Raw genomic sequence first — 19,212 nt, 5'->3', positions numbered from 1 at the left:
AGAAGTGGGTTTAAGTGGCATTAATGTAGAGAACCTGTCGTTTTTAAAAGTAGTAGTGATGCTGGAAATCTGGACAAAACTTATAGACAGCAAATTAATTGCGTCTAGCTCATTTATTTCACACAAAGACTTTTATCTTTGGCAGCCAGAGTTAGTATGGTTGCACGCAGGCTTAGACTTAGCAATAGCTGCCGGTTGTTACTCAATTCTGGGGATGCTGGTGTATTTCCTCCACAAGCGCCGGGATCTGCGATTTCGGGTAATTTTCTGGTTATTTGCAGCCGCGATCGCTAGCTGGGGAACTGTTAGCATTACTGACTTGTGGACGCTGTGGCATTCTAGCTATTGGATATCAGCGTTTGCCAAAGCGATCGCGGCTACCATCTCGATATTAACAGCATTACTAGCAGTCGCGACGCTTCCCAAAGCTTTAGCGATGCCAAGTTATGCCGAACTAGAAGCCGAAATTCGCGATCGCCAAGCCACAGAAGCAGCCCTAAAAGCAAGCGAACAGCGCTTTCGAGCGATCTTTGACCAAGCTTTTCAACTGATTGCCCTCGTCGCCCCAGACGGTACACTCTTGGAAGTCAACCAAACAGCCTTGGATTTTGGGGGCATTACCCGCGTTGGTGTCATTGGTAAACCATTCTGGGAAACGCCTTGGTGGACTGGGGAGAAGGAAGAGAAGGAAGAAGGAAGAAGGAAGAAGGAAGAAGGAAGGGAAGAGAGGGAACATAGAGAAATAGACATCTCCGTTGCCAAACTTAAAACTTTAGAAAATCCGACTCAAAACCCGACTCAAAAGCGCTTGCAAAATGCGATCGCGGCGGCGGCTAGGGGCGAACTGATTCGCACAGAATTTGACATACCTTGTATAGACGGAACGATCGTTACCCTCGATGCTTCCTTCAAACCTGCATTTGACCAGACAGGGGAATTTAATCCGATCATCATTGAAGGGCGCGATATCACCGCACACCTCCGAACAGAAGCGGAATTGCGGCAATACAAAAAACACCTGGAATTGATGGTGGAAGAGCGCACAGCCGCCCTCACAAAGCTCAACGAACTGATGCAGCAGGAAATAGTCGAACGCCGCCAAGCTGAGTGGGCTCTGCGACGTAGTGAAGAACGCTTTCAAAAATTGGCCGCCAATGTGCCGGGAATGATTTACCAGTTTTGCATTTCAGCAGAGGGATCGATCTCCTTTCCCTTCACCAGTTGTGGTGCTCGCGAAATCTACGAGATCGAATCAGAAGAAATTCAGCAGAATGCGGCGCTGGTGATTGAGATGATACACCCAGAAGATAGCCAAAGGGTATTGGACTCGATCGCCCTCTCTGCTGAAAATTTGACACCCTGGACGCAGGAATATCGAATTAACACGCCTTCTGGCAAGTTGAAGTGGATTTGGGCCTCGTCTCGACCCGAAAGGCAAGAAAATGGGGATATTCTCTGGGATGGCTTGACGATGGATATTAGCGATCGCAAGTTGCGCGAAGTTGAGCTAGAAAAAGAACGCCAACAACTACAACAGATTATCTCTTGCACCCCCGTAGCAATGGCAATGTTCGACACGGAAATGCGCTATCTCGCTCACAGCGAGAAATGGATGGCGGATAACTGCCTGCCAGTTCAGTCCGCGATCGGGATGTGCCAGTACGATTTGCTTCCAAATATGCCCGAACGCTGGCGCAAACAGTTAAATTCTTCACTGCAAGGAGAGATCGCCTCCTGTCCAGAAGATGTCTGGGAATGGGAAGATGGCATCAAAGTTTACCTGCGTTGGGCAATTCATCCCTGGTATAATACTAGCGGCGAAATCGGTGGTGTTGTCGTCGTCACTCACCAAATCGGCGAACTCGTGGAAGCTAGAGAAGCGGCGATCGCAACGGCCAAACTTAAGTCTCATTTCCTTGCTAATATGAGCCACGAAATCCGTACACCGATGAACGGTGTATTGGGAATGGCTCAATTATTGTTAGAAACAAATCTTGCACCCAAACAGCGCGAGTGTGCCGAAATCATCCGCAGTAGCGCCCATCATCTACTCAGCGTCATTAACGATATACTCGACTTCTCAAAGCTGGAAGCGGGAAAGATGCAGCTAGAAGAGATCGACTTTGACTTAAACTCCTGCATTGAAGAAGTCGTCGAGTTACTAGCAGCTCAGGCAGAAATTAAAAGACTGGAATTAGCAATTTTAATTTATAGTGCCGTGCCGCGATCGCTCAGAGGCGATCCGAGCCGTTTACGCCAAATCCTATTAAATTTAGTCGCCAATGCGATTAAGTTTACAGAAGAAGGCGAAGTCATGGTGCAAGTCGCTCTGCGCGATCGAACTTCGACCTCAGTTTTCCTCCGTTTTGCAGTGACAGATACCGGCATTGGTATTTCCCCAGAAGCTCAGAAAAAACTATTTCAATCCTTTTCTCAAGTAGACGCTTCTACCACTCGCGAGTACGGAGGTACTGGTTTGGGATTAGCAATTTGCAAGCAGTTGACTGAACGGATGGGAGGAGAAATTGGGGTAGAAAGCGAGGTGGGTAAAGGCTCAACTTTCTGGTTTACAGTAGAGCTAAGCAAACAGACTAATATGATTTCTCCCGCTGTTTCTTTGGCTCTAACTGGCCGCCGGTTGCTATTAGGAACGGCCCCTCCTAGAACTCGCCAAGTCCTGCAATATTTGGCTCACACCTGGGGGATGCGATCGGATGCAGCGGCAGACTGTGCAAGGCTTTTGGCTACTTTGCGAAAATCGGGTCAGCAGAAAAGACCTTACGATGCGGTTTTGCTGGATTTACAGTTAGTAGAACAGGGAGAAAATTTGTTAGTTGAAGTCATTCGCTCTCACCCAGAGTTTGCCCAAACCAAGTTTTTATTGATGACTTCTCTGCAACAGCGAGATTCTGCGATCGCAGACAGATTTGCCCAGCGTCTCCGACAAATATTCCGCAAAGACTGCTGCGATTTTATCCTCAAACCTGTTAGACCTTCCCAGCTATTCGATCGGCTTTTATGGATCGCTGAAAAACGGTTAGTAACACAAACGAAACCAGCAACAGACGATAACCAAGTAACAATTTTAGTAGCAGAAGATCACCCCGTTAACCGACAAGTTATTCTTGCTCAGTTAGAAGTTTTGGGCTATGAAGCTGAGTGTGCTGATAACGGTCAGGAAGCTCTGAGATTGTTGGCGGAGAAAAACTACGATATTGTGTTAATGGATGGTCAAATGCCAGTATTGGACGGCTATGAGGCGACGCAGGAGTTACGGCGGCGGGAAGCAGCAAATAGCGATCGCCACACCGTAGTGATCGCGCTAACAGCTCATGCCTTACCACAAGATCGAGATAAATGTCTAGCCGCCGGTATGGATGACTATCTCAGCAAACCCGTTGACCTCAAAGAGTTAGAAAGGATCTTAGAGCAGTGGAGCGGGGGAGCGGGGGAGCTCTTGAGCGGGGGAGCGGGGGAGCTCTTGAGCGGGGGGAGAGTGGGGGGAGAGGGGGAAGATGGGGGGAGAGGGGGGGAGAGTGGGGGAGAGGGGGAAGTTAAATCCTCCCTACCTTCCCCATCCTCCCTACCTTCCCCATCCTCCCCATCCTCCCTATCTCCTCCACCCTCTCCCATAGACATCGGCCAGTTGCAAAAATTCTCTCTAGGGAAGGCGGATTTGCAAAGGCGGCTTTTAGAGGCGTTTCTCAAGACTTCTGAGACAGACTTGGCTGATTTAGAGAGAGCGATCGCGGCTAATGATTTTCTTGCTGTCGAGCAGCGATCGCATAGGATTAAAGGTGCTTCAGCTAATTTGGGGGCGCGATCGCTCTTAGATGTCGCGGCTCAACTGGAACAACTGGGGCGATCGCAATCCCTTGTAGGAGCAAACGAACTTTCGAGCGAGTTGAAAAGTCACCTCGATCGCGTCCGAGATTTCATTACCACTCTTCTAGCCGAGTAGTTTCAATTACCTTTAACAGTTAACCGTTAACAGTTAACCGCTAACAATTAACCGTTAACAGTTAACCGTTAACAGTTAACCGCTAACAATTAAAAAAAATGACACATCACCTTCTCAAAGCTAACTGCAAAACCGTACATCTTGGCGGCTTCTCCTGTGAATTGGAACCAGCATTAACAATTGAGTCAGGCGATCGCATTGATGTAGAAACTTATTCCGGCTTCTACGTCTACGATCGCGCCCCTTCCGAATTTCTCACCCCGGAATTCCTAGATATTTGTGAAAATTTGCCGCGCGATCGCAAAGTCGGCCCCGGCCCCCACTTGCTCACAGGCCCTATTTATGTTAACAATGCAGAACCGGGAGACGTTTTAGAAATCAAATTAGAAAAAATTTACCCTAGTTTACCAATAGGATTCAATGCAATTCGGCCCGGATGGGGAGCCTTACCCCAAGAATTCATAGAACCAAGATTGCGTTTTCTTACCTTAGATTTAGATAAAAATGTAGCTCATTTTCCCATCACCAAATCTGACAGCCAAAATCTCAAATTCCAAGTCAATATCCCCCTGCATCCCTTCTTCGGCATTCTGGGCGTTGCTACAGCAGAAAATAACCGTTCCTCCATCCCGCCGGGAAATTACGGCGGCAATATGGACAACCGGGAACTGCAACCAGGATCGCGAATATTCTTACCAGTTTTTGTACCTGGTGCATTATTTTCCATCGGCGATGGACACTCCGCCCAAGGAGACGGCGAGATAGATGTCACTGCTATTGAAACTTCTATGAATGGTACTATACAGATTAAAATTCGTAAAGACTTAAAGCTAACTTCTCCCCTAGCAGAAACAGCTAATGATATTATTACAATGGGATTTGCTGAAACCTTAGATGCAGCCTTTGAATTAGCACTCAAACAAATGATTGATTTTCTCGAAGAATTTATCGGTATGAGTGCAAATGATGAAGAAGCTTTATGGTGGATTTCTCTTGGTTATTGGGTGCAGATACTTATTTTTTAAGTGATTTTTGTATCATCAGAAGTTAGCGATCGCACTTGTTCCGGTTGCTGAGAAATCGCTACTTCTGGACTTTGAGAACTAGATAAACTTGTCTGCACAGATCCCCGTATTTGGTTAGTAGAGGATGATGCTTTTAGCATTTTACCAGTAGTAATCCGCCAAGCCAGCCATCCCAAGCCTCCACCGAATAAACAACTAACTGTAATGGCAATAATGAAGGGATGCGGCCAAAGCAGAGGATGTTGGGGAGAGGGAAAATCCCAAGGTTTTTCGATCAACTCGTAGCTGCTGGCTAAGATGCCGGCAAAGCCAATTCCTACACCAATACCAGTACCAACTGCTTGAATGGTATTTTCTAATTCGCGATCGCTCTTTGCTTGTTCGATCTCTACAATACCACGAATAGATGCAGTGAGTTGTTGTGCTAGTTCTTTGCGAGGACTCATGTAGTTGAGCCAGCACTGGATTTGTTTGATCAAAGTGTCTCCTGTGCGATCGCTAAATTTTTGCCATGAGTCTAGTTTAGAACCTGCGCTTAATAGTTTTTGGAGGAAAGTTTTATAGTTTTGATGATTGATTTCAATAGTAGTCACATAACTTTCTAATTCCCCACAGTAAATAGAATGCTTCAGAGCTAACGATGGCAATTCATCTAACATATTACTAAATTTATCTAAGTTATTATTTTTATCTGCAACATAACCTACAAATTCAGTAATTTTTTGCTCTATTTGCTGAGAAACTGTCAGAGCATCTTGATAGCTAACTTCGGCTTGTTGATAAACAAACTTTATTTTATGGTAGCTACAGAGTAAATCGACTATATCTTCATAGTGTTCTGTCAATTTCTTTAGAATTTCATTTTTATCCTGATAATTTAGCAAGACTAGAATATGACAGACTGGTGCTTTTTCAGCGGTACTTTGACAAAAGTATTCAAATAGAGGAATACCTAATAAATTGCTTCCATCGGATGTAGTGATTTTATCATTTTCATACTCGGTGTTTTTTAAGAAATTTCTCACATAGCTATCCGCTGAATCTCGGTTAGCTTCCGTTTCATGGGTAACTTCGTCACAAATAAATATCGTTTGACCGATCGAAGCATTAATATTTTGAGGTAAAAATGCAGCGATTTTTTCAGGTGTCAAATCTGTTTCTGAGTAAAAGAAAGTTAAATCGGTAAAATAGGTATCGTGAAGTAGCAGGGTTGTTAGTTCATTTGGGCCAATTTGTTGAGTTAATCTGTCTTGGACTTCTTTCCCAAAAGATTTAGCTTTCTCTTCACTAGCTAGATCGGGTGGATCGTTGAAAGTACGAGCGAGGTGAAAAGCATAGAGGCTAATTGTACCATTTTTCATAGCTAATTTATTGAGAGTTTTCGGTTGATTCGGTAGAAGCAATCAAAGCTAAAGCACTAGCGATAATATCGTCTTCTTTAACCATTGTTTTTAGTTGTCGCGCTTCATAAATGCCTTCAAGAATTTCTAAAGCAGCGCCATCAAGAGCAGAAGAATAGGCTTCAATGAGAGTCTCTTCTAATTCTTCTAAATTCAGATAGACTCCGTTAGATTTGAGACGTTTATTGAGTCGCTTTATGTTTCTAACTGAGTTTCTAATTGAAGTATCCCAAGAGCGGGTTGTCCGGTTTTCTACTTTTTGTTTGATTAGATGCAATAGCAAAACTACTGCAAAACTGTAAATGTTATTGATGATGTCTTTTTTGCTCATTTCGGCAATTTCTTCGGCAATTACTAGAGCGCCTTTAATATCGCCTTGGAGTAAAAGCTGTTTCAGTTCTAAGATTTCTTCCATTAGTTAAAAAGGGAAATTAGGGTGATTGTTTGGGTGGATCGAGGGGGTTGTGTGGATTAATTTCGTTTTTCAATTTTTGCAGAACCGTAGGCTCTCCAGTGGGTTTATCTGGACTTTTTTCGGGTTTGGAACCACCTGGACCGAGATGTTTGTCTGGGAGGGGGGAGGATTCTGTATTTTTTAAGTTGATGTTGTGGGCTTCTTTAACATTAGGATGCAATTGGAGCCAATGGGAAATTGCTTGCCAAATTGTTTCATCATCATCTTCTGGTATTTGATTGATTATTTCTGCCAATTCAATCCGGTCTTTTTCAGTAAAAAGATCGCTTTGGTTTTTTAGAACTTCGATAAAACAATTAACTCTTTTTTGATAAACCATGATTAAACTCCTTTGCCGATAGCACAGAAAGCTGCCCAATAACAAGGTGAATTGAAGGGTTGAGAATCAGCACCTAGCTCTTTTTCCCATTTTTTGAGGGTCGTTTCTAGCTCTTCTTGCCAGACATCCTCTAGTTTAGAGTTGGGGAGCCAATCTAGTAGTCCTTTGATTGTAACATCTCGGAGCCACTTTTGCGACTGATTGAGGGCAAGAGCGATGTTATTAGATTGTTTAAGTTCTTCGTAGAATTTGGTCATCAGTAGGGAAGTAGCAAAGGCGCTTACTGTCCATAAACTACCGATAATATTATGGCTTCCTGCTAACATGAAACCACTGGGTAAACCGATGTATTCGTCACTATTACTGTTGAAGTCGGTAAAACTTGTTTCGCAGGCGGACATGGTGACAAGTCGGCAATTTTTTAGGTCAAAGTGAGCGATAATATCGGCGAGGGTGAGGTTGCCATCGGCTAACTGTAAGCCTGAATTTAAGGGTGAGTTAGGATCGAAGAAACCATGACAGTAGAAAAATAAACTGTTGGTTGTTTCGAGTTGGGGATTTGCCTCTGTTTTCCCTGAGAGATCGAGGCTTAGTAAAGCCGATATTTTAGCCTCTTTTTTCTTGAAAACTATCGGCGCTTCAAATTGTTGTTTGATTGCATTAACAACTCCATAATCTCCATTACCCTCATACAAATCTTTTGTGGGGGTTTTGATGGCGAATAAACTATCGAATAGTCGCGGTGGTTGTTGTTGGACTTTGTGGAGTAATTGACAACTGGCGGCATACCGAACTCCGTCATCGAAACAGTCAATGAAATAAGGATTTAGAGGACAGTTTTGGTTATTGAGGTGAAAGCGTTGCCAAGTTTCCTTACTAACAGGTAAGGCGTGGATAGGGAAGAGGTGCAGGTAGCGGTGGGGAATTAGGATTAATTGATCGCAGGTTTGGGGAATGGCATTGACAATTTCATCAATGTGGAGAATTTGGGCTAGGTTTGCGAGTTTGGTTTCTAGGCTATTTTGCCATTGTTCGCGGTTACGATAGTAATCTCCTAAATATTCCCTAGTCCAATCAATTAATTTATCTAAATCCGACTCAGGAAATGATAAAATCTGTGGTTGGGGGTTGTCATTAGTGATAATGAAGACACAAAAGCTACTGCCTAAAATGTACCATTCAACAATAGCTGTTTTTTCATCGGCTAACTGCTTGATTTCCCCAAATTTGAGAGGTGTATAGGGATATTTTGCCGCTAAATCTTGGCGGAGTTGGTTGATGAAGTCATAGTTTTTTTCCTCAGCTTGTTTTAGGCGTTGATTTTCCTCAGCAATTCTCAGTCTTAACTGTTGCAATTCTTGGCGCACTGCGGCGGGGATTTCTCCTTTGGGATACAAATCTTTTACTGATAGCAACTCGATTAAGTTTTGTCCCTTGGAACGTTCGGCAAATTCCACAGCTTCGGTGTAGCGTTGTAGTTGGATGCAAGCTTCTACCATGCCCAAATAGAGTTGATTCCATTCTTCAGCTAATTTCTGTTTGATTTCATCTCCCGATTGAATTGATTGAATCTCACCCCGTAAAATTTCTACGGTTTCAATCGCGGGGGCGTAGGTATCATAAGCGAGTTGCCATTGCTGGTTACTGCGGTAAAGATTACCTAAATTAAATAAAGTTTCTGTATAATTTTGCGGGAAAGCTTCACGAGTTCTGATAGTTAAAGCATTGTGATAACAAGCGATCGCAGTATCTATATTCTCGGCTCGGTTGCCCGTGATTTTGTCACTGTAGGCAATTGCCAGATTATTTTGAGTCATTGCCCAATCTTGGGGAAAATCCTCACGGGTGTAAACTGCTAATGCCTTTTTGTAACAAGCGATCGCAGTATCTATATTCTCGGCTCGGTTGCCCGTGATTTTGTCACTGTAGGCAACTGCCAGATTATTTTGAGTCGTTGCCCAATATTCGGGAAAATCCTCACGGGTGCGAACTTCTAATGCCTTTTCGTAACAAGCGATCGCAGTATCAATATTCTCGGCTCGGTTGCCCGTGATTTTGCTGTAGTAGGCAATTGCCAGATTATTTTGAGTCATTGCCCAATCTTGGGGAAAATCCTCACGGGTGTAAACTGCTAATGCCTTTTTGTAACAAGCGATCGCAGTATCTATATTCTCGGCTCGGTTGCCCGTGATTTTGTCACTGTAGGCAGTTGCCAGATTATTTTGAGTCGTTGCCCAATATTCGGGAAAATCCTCACGGGTGTAAACTGCTAAAGCCTTTTTGTAACAAGCGATCGCAGTATCTATATTCTCGGCTCGGTTGCCCGTGATTTTGTCACTGTAGGCAGTTGCCAGATTATTTTGAGTCGTTGCCCAATCTTGGGGAAAATCCTCACGGGTGCGAACTTCTAATGCCTTTTCGTAACAAGCGATCGCAGTATCAATATTCTCGGCTCGGTTGCCCGTGATTTTGTTACTGTAGGCAGCCGCCAGATTATTTTGAGTCGTTGCCCAATCTTCGGGAAAATCCTCACGGGTGTAAACTGCTAATGCCTTTTTGTAACAAGCGATCGCAGTATCTATATTCTCGGCTCGGTTGCCCGTGATTTTGTTTCTGTAGGCAACTGCCAGATTATTTTGAGTCTGCGCCCATTTTTCGCTTCCTGGTTGGCGATGACTTAAAACGATTTGATAACCTGCTATAGCTATGTCAATATTATTCGCTCTATTCCCCAGGGGAAATTGATAAATATGAATACTCAAATTTTCAATGATGGCGACAATTGACGCAATTGTTTCTGAATCTTCATCAGCAATGAAATTCTCTGCCACTTGCTGTAAAGTCTGGGCAAAACGGGCATTCAGGAGATGTTGCCGTTGTCGGAGAATGGGGTAAATTACTTTAACGTCGCTATTGCTATCTTGTTCTGCTTGCAATAATTCTGCGATAAACTCTAAATACTCTCGCGGATTTTCCACTTCAGAATTATCGCTATCTTCCTCATCATTCATCCCCAAGAATTGCCCTAGTTGACTCGCCAGATTGCGTAAAAAATCCGCTGCATTTTCCTGGCCTTCTGCTGCCAAGTTATCTGCTATTACCTCGCACACTTGCAGAAATTCAGCATCGAGTAATTGCGAGTTATCCTGTAAAATCTGCGGTTCCTCACCGTTGGGGCAACTGAGGAGTTGTTGAATCAGATTGAGGTAAGCTTGGGCGCGAGTTTCATCCATGATGGTGAGGGGGTAGGGAATAGCACCGAGTCCATCTTATCATAATTTATGCCACAATTGAAGGATACCGCTTTTGTAGTATTTTAATCTTTATGTCAAAATTGAGGAAACAACCATTAACCCAACTAACGAACAAGCCCAAATCTGTCTCCGCCTCTGTCAGTGGTTATCCAACGGCTTTAAAGATATTCAACTATTCCGTTTCGATTACCAAACAGGAGATGTCTATATTTTCGCAGGCGATGAATTGCAAATAATTGTACCCCCTAGTGGACTTTGGTATTTTCTATGAAACCGAACTTTGAAGCAATGACTAATGCTGAACTGAAAGCTTATGCACTTGCACATCGCGGCGGCGATGACGATCTTGAAGCTTTGCGCGTGCTAGTTAGTCGCCGTAAACACGACTCAGAAGCGATTATATTTCACCCGCCAAAGAACAAAGAAGAAGAACAAGAACAATTTGAATTATTCAAGCGGATAGTCGATGAGAAAACCCGAAAGAAAACTGCTGATTAGGGGCGAAGCATTCGGTCAGCAAGTATGAAGGCTACAACCGATAAATTATTATCTACCCGAATGCTTTAGCCTACAAAATTTGATGCTTCCACATCTCTACGCAAACAATACCGCCACCGACACGCTAAAACCTGGTAACAAAGGACTGGTTAAATTATCTTCTTTAAACAAAGTCATCGCTAACTTCAAAACCCCATTTTCCCGCCGATAAACCTCAACTTTCTGCTGGATTCTATCAAAAATCCAATATTCCCGCACACCTTGAACTGAATATAATTTTAACTTAGATTGCCGCTCGCGCTTTTCATTTTCCTCACCCGGAGACATCACCTCTACTACCAACTCCGGTGCCCCTCGCAAATGTCCAGATTCATCTAATATTTCTGGTAAACGTTCATTACTTACCCAAACCACATCAGGGATAACATTATCACCATCCGTGAAGATAATACCTGGGGCCTGGACAGCCTCACCTAAACCCGTTTGTCTTGACCAATTTGTTAATTCTACACAAACATTATTACTAGCTCTTTGATGTTTCCAGTGGGGTACTCTTGTCACGACTAATTCTCCTTCGACGATCTCATAACGGTTGCCATTATCAGGTAAAAATTCTAGATCGGCGCTTGTCCAACGGACTTTTTCTGTAGTAGACATAGCTTTAACTCCGCTCAGTTCTGTTTTAATTATAGTAGAAATACAGCAATAATCAGAAGTAAAAATCAGGAAGCTATTACCCCCTTTGATTCAAACTCAGTTGCTCCTGACAGCGTTCGATATAGAGAGTAGCAACAGTATCTCCCGGATTTTGTGCAACAACTTGTTGAAAATATCCCAAAGCTGCTACTAATTTACCTATTCGCCATGCTTGAATTGCTTTCTCAAATAGTGGCTGAGTAAGCAGCTTCCCGTGAGCTGTGACATCTATGTTTGTCCAGACTTCGTAAATATGAATAACCTGTTGTTTCCCGCGAGGCATTGTTTTATCAATCCATCGATAGTGGTAATTGGTAATTGGTAATTGGTAATTGGTAACTGGTAATTGGTAATTGGTAATTGGTAATTGGTAATTCTCCCCCTGCTCCCCTGCTCCCCCGCTCAAGAGCTCCCCCGCTCTTCTAGCATGGGCGATCGCAGTTTCACTTACAATGATGGGACAACCATAAATCTTGGTTAAACCTTCTAAGCGAGAAGCAGTATTTACTACATCGCCAATGACAGTAGAATCCATTCTGCCGTCATACCCTAAAGTGCCAATCATGCCAATACCAGTGTTAATGCCGATACCGATTTTGACAGGAGCTTTTAGGTTATATTGGTGGCGATTAACATTAAATTCCTGTAAGGTTTGTAGCATCCTAGTAGCAGCAGCGATCGCATCTTGAGCGTGAAAACCTGGTTTATCAAATACAGCCATAATCGCATCACCAAGATATTTATCAATAAAACCCCGGTGGGAGGCGATGCAAGCACCCATCTGGGTAAAAAAACCATTTAGCCATTCAAAAGTTTCGCGAGCAGCTTGGGATTCTGCGATCGCAGTAAATCCCCGAATATCGCAAAATAAAATTGTAATTTCTTCTTCTGTAACGTTCCCCAACTGAATTGATTCTACTCCTTGCGGCGCAATTCGTTTAAGAAATTGCTCTGGCACAAATAGGCGAAACTTTTCTGAGAGATATTCGTTAACTTCCCAAGCTGCTATTACTTGACGCTTCGTTTGTTCCTTTTCCTGTTGCCGCACTTGCGAGGAAAGCGCTTGCGATCGCATTTGGCTCAACTGCAAAACATTTTCGACTTTTGCCAATAGTAAGCGGCTGTTAAATGGCTTAGTTAAATAATCATCTGCCATCATTTCTAATCCTTTCAACCGCGAGCTATCATCATCAAGGGCAGTTATAAATATTACTGGTATTGTTTTTAAACTATCATCTTGCCGTAGACGTTCGCAGACCTCAAAGCCATCCATTTCTGGCATCATCACATCTAATAATATTAAGTCAGGTCTGGACTCCCGTGCAATTGAGAGTGCTTCAGCACCACAGGCTGCCGATCTAGTGTTGTACCCTTTTAATTGTAGCAACTCTTCTAACAGAATAAGATTAGTTGGTTCGTCATCCACCAGCAAAATGCAGGGTAAGTTATTTAACATAGAGTTGATGTTTAAAGTATGTTAACTGTCAATAGTTAACTGTTAACAGTTAACTATTGACAGTTAACTAATAGTTGGATTCTACGTAGTTTTTCCCAACTTATATAGTAGTTATCAAGCAAGTAATCTACACCCTTATGAATTAGCAATTACAATTAGCAATTATAGCAAATGCCAAGGCATTTTAAGACACTCGCTCATTGCTGAAGCCCGCTGATTCTGTTCTTTTCTTCCCCTAGCCCCTAGCCCCTAGCCCCTAGCCCCTCTTCTCTCTTCCCCTTCAACAACCGATTAAAGACTGAATAGTTGCGATCGCAGAATTGAGATCCAAAGGCTTACTTAAATAAGCAGACGCACCCGCAGCCAAACAGCGATCGCGATCTCCCGGCATCGCCAAGGCAGTCACCGCAATCACCGGCACCGATCGCCATAACTTGTGAGTCTTGAGTTGGTGCATCAACTCAAACCCATCAATGTCTGGCAGTTGAATATCCATCAAAATCAAATGGGGCAGGGTTTCCAGCGTTGCCAGAGATGACGCGATCGCCTGCTGCATCGTCTTACCGTCGCCGATCAACTCCACTTTGTACCCCTCCAACTCTAACAATTCAGAAATTAGCATTTGGTTAAAAAGCTGATCCTCCACAACCAAAACTCGCTTGTTACCAATAGATTCGGATTTAGGAATAGCCGCAGAAAGCGATCGAATATCCGAACTAGGCGTAGAAAGCTCCGATCGCATCTCTGTCAAAGGCAGCCAAACCCGGAAAGTGCTACCACATCCATAAATAGATTGAAACGAAACCGTCCCACCATGCAGTTCCGCCAGCCGCTTTGTCAGCGCCAGACCCAAACCCGTGCCCTCATGGCGACGCGTTAAGGAAGAATCTACTTGCTGGAAAGGGCGAAATAGTAGATGCCAACGCTCTGAAGGGATGCCAATACCGGAGTCTTTCACCTCTAAACATAAGTAAGGCGTACTCGCATTCACAGGCGAACAATCCGGCCGATAATCGTCTTCAATCTCGCTGCCGTAAGCTAAGCGTCCGCTCAGTTTAACTTGACCCGCCTCCGGGGTAAATTTGATCGCATTCGATAGTAAATTGATAATTATCTGCCGCACCCGTCGTTCATCGACCAGTACCTTCGTCAGGCGGTAATCCAATTCTAAAGACAAAGCAATTCGCTTTTTATCAGCGCGAGGATGAATCATTTTTAGACAGTCAGTACAGATTTCCTGCATATAGACAGTCTGTAAATCTAGCTCTGCTTTGCCTGCTTCGATTTTAGAGAGGTCGAGAATATCATTGATCAGGTGCAATAGATGTTGACCGCTTTTTTCAATCAGACCCACATGATTGACTTGGCGATCGCTCAGCGGGCCAGAAATTTGCCGTAGCAGCAAGTCAGAAAACCCTAAAATGCTATTCAGCGGCGTTCGTAATTCATGGGACATTGATGCTAAAAACTCTGACTTCAACTGCGAAGAACGCTCTAATTCCTCATTAATTTGTCGTAGTCGTTCTTGAGACTCAGCCCTTTCGATTGCCACTCCCAAAGTACGACAAGCCGCCAGCAGCATATCTTTCTGAGGCGCATCTTGCAGTTGTTGCAAATTGCGCGACTCCAAAGTTAAAACCCCGATAATTGGGCCATTAGTAGCAGGAATCGGAAATATCCCCAGTTGACCGATAGCTGGATGGCGAAATGCTTTTACAGCGTTGGGTTGAGCAACATAATCTTCAACAAATATCGGTTTACCCGTTTCCACTACTTGCCAGAGCATCCCTTCACCATAGGGGATACCCCGATCGATGATTGCTTGCATTTGGGCTATTGCTGGTTCGCCGTAAGTCGCAATAAATTGAGCAGAAATCTTGTTGGTTAGAACTCTCGCTTCCCTAGTCAGACTTTCACCGCTAATTACTTTTACATCTCCGAAGGCTGCATTCATTGCCTCCACTAAGTAACTAAGAGCAAATTGCCCTATTTCCTTGACACTATCAGAGTTTTGCAGACGTTCGTTAAGACCTAAGAGAAATCTCAGCCGACTTACTTCTGCATTTAAACTAGCTTGAGAACGTTGGTAGATGGTAACATCTCGAAAGTTAAATAGCCGTCCGCCGTTAGGTGTCAGTGTAGTGTAAATTTCCAAACAGTCGCCATTTGCCTGTTCGCAGTAGAAAGATACACTCTCAGATTGAGTTTGTTGGAAAGCTTGTTTGAACTCCTGCCACTGTTTGCTAGACCAGTAGTTTCGGTTGACAATTTCGGCAAAAAAGACATCCCAAGAGGGTTTTGTTGCCAGCCACTCTGGAGAAAACCCCCAAGTTTTAGCTAGTTTCTTGTTGAAGAGAACTAGACATTGGGAAGAGTCAAAGAGTGCGATCGCATTGTCTACTTGGTTAAGGATCAGTTGTTGCTCTTCCCTCAACCGTTGCAATTCCATCTCCATCATGGGAATTAAAAATTAAAAATTAAAAATTAAAAAACCAAGGAAATTTAGGAATTTTACTACAGACTTTCGATCAATTCTCCTCAATCTAGCAGATCCCAAGGCGGAAGACAGATGGGGAGCGGGGGAGCGGGGGAGCGGGGGAGCAGGGGAGCAGGGGAGCAGGGAAATTAACAGTTAACAGTTAACTGTTAACCATTAACTATGTCCTCATACCTATGCCAAAATTTCCCAACTGCTATAAAATAAACAAATTGTAAAGATTTGTTGACACTAGCTCAGTTAATCTGAAGCTAGTTACTCTGGGCTAGCATACAAAAGCCGGAAAGTCAACCCCAATACATAACTTTAGAGAGGATTGAACACAATGGCATTTGAACTTCCCCCCTTACCTTACCCCGACAACGCCCTAGAGTCAGGCAATATGTCGGCGAAAACCTTCTCATTCCATCACGACAAGCACCACGCGGCTTACGTGACCAATCTAAACAAACTGATTGAAGGCACAGAATTAGCCGATAAATCACTCGAAGAAATCGTGAGCGCATCGTTCAAAGATTCGTCCAAAGCGGGCATTTTTAACAACGCCGCCCAAGTGTGGAACCACACCTTTTTCTGGAGTTGCCTGAAACCAGGTGGCGGTGGAGTTCCCACAGGCGCACTAGCTGACAAAATCACCGCTGACTTCGGCAGTTTCGACAAATTCAAAGAAGAATTTAAGAACGCTGCTGCTACTCAATTTGGTAGCGGTTGGGCATGGCTAGTTTTAGATAATGGCACTCTCAAAGTGACCAAAACTGCTAATGCAGAAAACCCGTTAGTTCACGGTCAAACTCCGTTGCTAACTTTGGATGTATGGGAACACGCTTACTATCTGGACTTCCAGAACCGCCGCCCAGACTTTATTGCCAACTTCCTAGACAATTTAGCTAACTGGGATTTCGCAGCAGAAAATCTAGCGAAAGCTGCTTAGAATTTGAGCGATTTCGGTGCGTAAATTCTGAAAGCATGAAAGACAGCCGTGTTATTAATTACGGCTGTCTTCTTAAATAGCAAATCTATTGGTAACGCCGTCCTCTGGGCGGTATTTTTACCTCTAAGAGGGCGGCGTTACGAAAAGCGTGCTTAAGTCGTAATTCTATTTCTGTGAACAAATGGATAGTAAAGAATTAGCCCAATATATTGAAGCAACCAACGGCATTTCCAAACCTTGGCTGTTAGTACAACTGCGGATGAAAAAACTTCAAGAGAGAGCTAGCGAACTTTCCCTTGAAGAATATACAAGTGAGATCGCGCAGATTCAAAAAGATTTAATGAATTTAGGCGAATGGTGGATAGGGATCGAAGAGGAAGAATTTGGGAAATAGCAGTGAATATATGCGATCGCGATCGCCATCCCTTTTAAGCTAAAGTTTTATTCAAAACCCCTCGCAACTTGCGAGCAAACCAGCAAGCTCTAAACACTCAACTCTTCCCAGCCATGTCTAAGAGTAAAAAGACTGCTACCAAAACTCCTGCTGAAATCAATCTCAGCGACCACCAATACTACTTCAACCGAGAACTGAGCTGGTTAGAGTTTAACAGCCGGGTGCTGCACGAAGCCCTCGACCCGCGCACCCCTCTACTAGAACAGCTCAAGTTTATGGCTATTTTTAGCTCAAACTTAGACGAATACTTCATGGTGCGGTTAGCGGCCCTCAAGCAACAGGTAGAAGCAAACGTCCGCCAATTAAGCCCCGACGGCCGCACCCCTCAAGAACAATTAGACGTAATTAACAAAAGACTCTTACCGCTAGTTTCTCAACAACACGCCTATTTTGAGCAAACAGTGCGGCATAAATTAGCAGCTAACGGTATCCACATTCTCGATTACATCGACCTCAACCAAGAACAGCGGACATACCTGCACCGCTATTTTGAAGAACAAGTATTTCCCGTACTCACACCTCTAGCAGTTGACCCCAGCCATCCTTTCCCCTATCTTTCCAATCTCAGCCTCAATCTGGCAGTAGTAATTAAAGGCCCAGATGATGATGAAGAATTATTTGCCCGCGTCAAAGTCCCTAAACTTTTGCCTCGGTTTGTGCCTTTGCCAGCGGATTTACAATTGCAGCAAAAAGACCAACGGACAATCTGGACGGGAGTGCCATTAGAACAGGTGGTAGCCCATAATTTGGAGTCCCTATTTCCGGGGATGAACATTCAGGAATACCATCCTTTTCGGATTACTCGCAATGCTGATTTGGCAGTAGAAGAGGACGAAGCGGATGATTTGCTGCAAGCAATTGAACAGGAACTCCGTAAACGTCGGTTTGGGGGTTCTGTGGTGCGCCTCGAAGTTCAAGGGAGTATGCCCCCAGTGCTGCGAGATATGTTAGTTGAGGAGTTGAATTTAGGAGAGAAGGATGTTTATGCGGTAGATGGGTTGCTGGGTTTGGGTGATTTGATGTCTTTTATGGCATTGCCAGTACCGGAACTCAAAGATCCCTCTTGGAATCCTGTGGTTCCGCCTCGCCTGCGATGGTTAAGTGACTCGAATGTGAAGTCTAGCCCATCGGATGCTGATGGGGAAGAAGATATTTTTGCGGTGATTCGTCAGCGAGATTTGATGTTGCACCACCCTTATTATTCTTTTTCGGCTACGGTGCAGCGGTTTATTACACAGGCGGCTTTCGATCCTGCGGTGTTGGCAATTAAGATGACTCTTTACCGGACTTCTGGGGATTCACCGATTGTTAATGCTTTGATTTCGGCGGCGGAAAATGGCAAGCAGGTGGCTGTTTTGGTGGAGTTAAAAGCTCGATTTGATGAGGAGAATAATATTAATTGGGCTCGGAAGTTGGAACAGGTGGGGGTTCATGTTGTTTATGGTTTGGTTGGGTTGAAGACGCATACTAAGATTGTGATGGTGGTGCGCCGGGAGGAAGATAGAATTCGCCGTTATGTACATATTGGCACTGGCAATTACAATCCGAAAACTGCCCGACTTTATACGGATTTGGGACTATTAAGTTGTCGGGAGGATTTGGGGGCGGATTTGACAGATCTGTTTAATTTTTTGACTGGCTATTCGCGTCAGCATTGTTACCGGAAGTTGTTGGTTGCACCGGTGAATATGCGCGATCGCTTTTTGGCGCTGATCCGCCGGGAGGGGGAACACTGTAAAAATGGTAATACGGGCAGGATTGTGGCGAAGATGAATGCTTTGGTCGATCCCCAGATTATTGCGGCGCTTTATGAAGCTTCGATGGTGGGGGTGAAAATTGATTTAATTGTGCGTGGCATTTGTTGTTTGCGCCCCGGAGTGGAGGGAGTTAGCGACAATATTAAGGTGATTAGTATTGTGGGCCGCTATCTGGAACACTCGCGGATTTTTTACTTCCAAAATGGGGGTGAGGAGGAGGTTTATATTGGTTCTGCTGATTGGATGCGGCGTAATCTTAGCCGTCGAGTTGAGGCGATTACTCCCGTTGAAGACTCGGAAATTGCTAAGGATTTACAGGAAATTCTGGGGATTATGTTAGCAGATAATCGTCAAGCTTGGGATTTGCAGACTGATGGTCATTATATTCAGCGTCGGCCTTCTCCTAATAGTCCTGAAGTCAGTTCTCAGCAAATTTTGATGGAAATGGCTTTGAATTAGTTAGCTGTTAACTGTTAACGGTTAACTGTT

14 protein-coding genes are annotated in these 19,212 nt (G+C 44.1%); 7 read left to right on the top strand and 7 right to left on the bottom strand.

The features are described from left to right. The first annotated feature begins 58 nt into the window (after positions 1-58). Complete coding sequence (locus tag OSCIL6407_RS31165) at positions 59-3,961, top strand: response regulator (protein ID WP_019487770.1); 3,903 nt, start codon at positions 59-61, stop codon at positions 3,959-3,961. A gap of 98 nt (positions 3,962-4,059) precedes the next feature. After that, positions 4,060-4,986 carry an acetamidase/formamidase family protein gene (locus OSCIL6407_RS0124095; protein ID WP_019487769.1) on the top strand — a complete coding sequence of 309 codons (927 nt, stop codon included), beginning with the start codon at positions 4,060-4,062 and terminating at the stop codon, positions 4,984-4,986. Here the strand turns inward: OSCIL6407_RS0124095 and OSCIL6407_RS0124090 are convergent. From OSCIL6407_RS0124090 to OSCIL6407_RS0124075, 4 genes are read right to left on the bottom strand one after another with little or no spacing between them, the layout of a single operon-like run. Beyond that, on the bottom strand, positions 4,983-6,347 hold the full coding sequence (locus tag OSCIL6407_RS0124090) for a hypothetical protein (protein ID WP_007353003.1): 1,365 nt from the start codon (positions 6,345-6,347) through the stop codon (positions 4,983-4,985). The genes OSCIL6407_RS0124095 and OSCIL6407_RS0124090 overlap by 4 nt on opposite strands. Before the next feature lie 7 nt (positions 6,348-6,354). Then, complete coding sequence (locus OSCIL6407_RS0124085; protein ID WP_007353004.1) at positions 6,355-6,801, bottom strand: DUF29 family protein; 447 nt, start codon at positions 6,799-6,801, stop codon at positions 6,355-6,357. A gap of 16 nt (positions 6,802-6,817) precedes the next feature. Then, positions 6,818-7,180, bottom strand: coding sequence for a hypothetical protein (locus OSCIL6407_RS0124080; protein WP_007353005.1), 363 nt, complete (start codon positions 7,178-7,180; stop codon positions 6,818-6,820). A 2-nt stretch (positions 7,181-7,182) separates the two neighbouring features. Then, the gene (locus OSCIL6407_RS0124075) at positions 7,183-10,413 is read right to left on the bottom strand and encodes a CHAT domain-containing protein (RefSeq protein WP_019487768.1); all 3,231 of its coding nucleotides are present in this window, start codon (positions 10,411-10,413) and stop codon (positions 7,183-7,185) included. Positions 10,414-10,513: 100 nt separating this feature from the next. On the opposite strand from OSCIL6407_RS0124075, the gene OSCIL6407_RS38380 reads away from it, so the two are divergent. Both OSCIL6407_RS38380 and OSCIL6407_RS0124070 read left to right on the top strand, forming a co-directional pair. After that, positions 10,514-10,705, top strand: coding sequence for a DUF6888 family protein (locus OSCIL6407_RS38380; RefSeq protein WP_407635898.1), 192 nt, complete (start codon positions 10,514-10,516; stop codon positions 10,703-10,705). Then, positions 10,702-10,932: a DUF6887 family protein gene (locus tag OSCIL6407_RS0124070; protein WP_007354572.1), complete on the top strand. Its 231-nt coding sequence runs from the start codon at positions 10,702-10,704 to the stop codon at positions 10,930-10,932. Before OSCIL6407_RS38380 ends, OSCIL6407_RS0124070 begins: the two co-directional genes overlap by 4 nt. A 96-nt stretch (positions 10,933-11,028) precedes the next feature. On the opposite strand, the gene OSCIL6407_RS0124065 is transcribed toward OSCIL6407_RS0124070, so the two are convergent. The 3 genes from OSCIL6407_RS0124065 to OSCIL6407_RS0124055 form a co-directional block, all read right to left on the bottom strand. After that, positions 11,029-11,589 (bottom strand): Uma2 family endonuclease, encoded by a 561-nt coding sequence (locus OSCIL6407_RS0124065; protein WP_007354571.1) that lies wholly within the window; start codon positions 11,587-11,589, stop codon positions 11,029-11,031. A gap of 76 nt (positions 11,590-11,665) precedes the next feature. Next, positions 11,666-13,084, bottom strand: coding sequence for a response regulator (locus OSCIL6407_RS0124060; protein ID WP_019487767.1), 1,419 nt, complete (start codon positions 13,082-13,084; stop codon positions 11,666-11,668). A gap of 280 nt (positions 13,085-13,364) precedes the next feature. Further along, a complete protein-coding gene (locus tag OSCIL6407_RS0124055) occupies positions 13,365-15,533 on the bottom strand; it encodes a hybrid sensor histidine kinase/response regulator (RefSeq protein WP_026103844.1) in 2,169 nt (722 codons plus the stop codon). A gap of 373 nt (positions 15,534-15,906) precedes the next feature. Between OSCIL6407_RS0124055 and sodB the strand changes: the two genes are divergently transcribed. From sodB to ppk1, 3 genes are all read left to right on the top strand, one after another. Beyond that, on the top strand, positions 15,907-16,512 hold the full coding sequence (sodB, locus tag OSCIL6407_RS0124050) for a superoxide dismutase [Fe] (protein WP_007358280.1): 606 nt from the start codon (positions 15,907-15,909) through the stop codon (positions 16,510-16,512). A 181-nt stretch (positions 16,513-16,693) separates the two neighbouring features. After that, on the top strand, positions 16,694-16,906 hold the full coding sequence (locus OSCIL6407_RS0124045) for a hypothetical protein (RefSeq protein WP_007358279.1): 213 nt from the start codon (positions 16,694-16,696) through the stop codon (positions 16,904-16,906). A gap of 113 nt (positions 16,907-17,019) precedes the next feature. Beyond that, positions 17,020-19,182, top strand: coding sequence for a polyphosphate kinase 1 (gene ppk1, locus OSCIL6407_RS0124040; RefSeq protein WP_007358278.1), 2,163 nt, complete (start codon positions 17,020-17,022; stop codon positions 19,180-19,182). Positions 19,183-19,212: the final 30 nt, after the last annotated feature.

This window comes from Kamptonema formosum PCC 6407, from assembly GCF_000332155.1.
Classification (GTDB): Bacteria; Cyanobacteriota; Cyanobacteriia; order Cyanobacteriales; family Microcoleaceae; genus Kamptonema; species Kamptonema formosum.
Note: the sequence above shows the minus strand (reverse complement) of the source record. Positions and strands in the feature narration are given on the sequence as shown.

What these genes read in the sequence shown, in the direction of transcription:
- OSCIL6407_RS0124045 (WP_007358279.1), top strand. Translation starts at nt 16,694, where the DNA reads ATGGATAGTAAAGAATTAGCCCAATATATTGAAGCAACCAACGGCATT.
- OSCIL6407_RS0124080 (WP_007353005.1), bottom strand. Translation starts at nt 7,180, where the DNA reads ATGGTTTATCAAAAAAGAGTTAATTGTTTTATCGAAGTTCTAAAAAAC.
- OSCIL6407_RS0124095 (WP_019487769.1), top strand. Translation starts at nt 4,060, where the DNA reads ATGACACATCACCTTCTCAAAGCTAACTGCAAAACCGTACATCTTGGC.
- OSCIL6407_RS0124065 (WP_007354571.1), bottom strand. Translation starts at nt 11,589, where the DNA reads ATGTCTACTACAGAAAAAGTCCGTTGGACAAGCGCCGATCTAGAATTT.
- OSCIL6407_RS0124075 (WP_019487768.1), bottom strand. Translation starts at nt 10,413, where the DNA reads ATGGATGAAACTCGCGCCCAAGCTTACCTCAATCTGATTCAACAACTC.
- OSCIL6407_RS0124060 (WP_019487767.1), bottom strand. Translation starts at nt 13,084, where the DNA reads ATGTTAAATAACTTACCCTGCATTTTGCTGGTGGATGACGAACCAACT.
- OSCIL6407_RS0124085 (WP_007353004.1), bottom strand. Translation starts at nt 6,801, where the DNA reads ATGGAAGAAATCTTAGAACTGAAACAGCTTTTACTCCAAGGCGATATT.
- OSCIL6407_RS0124070 (WP_007354572.1), top strand. Translation starts at nt 10,702, where the DNA reads ATGAAACCGAACTTTGAAGCAATGACTAATGCTGAACTGAAAGCTTAT.
- OSCIL6407_RS0124055 (WP_026103844.1), bottom strand. Translation starts at nt 15,533, where the DNA reads ATGGAATTGCAACGGTTGAGGGAAGAGCAACAACTGATCCTTAACCAA.
- sodB (WP_007358280.1), top strand. Translation starts at nt 15,907, where the DNA reads ATGGCATTTGAACTTCCCCCCTTACCTTACCCCGACAACGCCCTAGAG.
- OSCIL6407_RS0124090 (WP_007353003.1), bottom strand. Translation starts at nt 6,347, where the DNA reads ATGAAAAATGGTACAATTAGCCTCTATGCTTTTCACCTCGCTCGTACT.
- OSCIL6407_RS31165 (WP_019487770.1), top strand. Translation starts at nt 59, where the DNA reads ATGCTGGAAATCTGGACAAAACTTATAGACAGCAAATTAATTGCGTCT.
- ppk1 (WP_007358278.1), top strand. Translation starts at nt 17,020, where the DNA reads ATGTCTAAGAGTAAAAAGACTGCTACCAAAACTCCTGCTGAAATCAAT.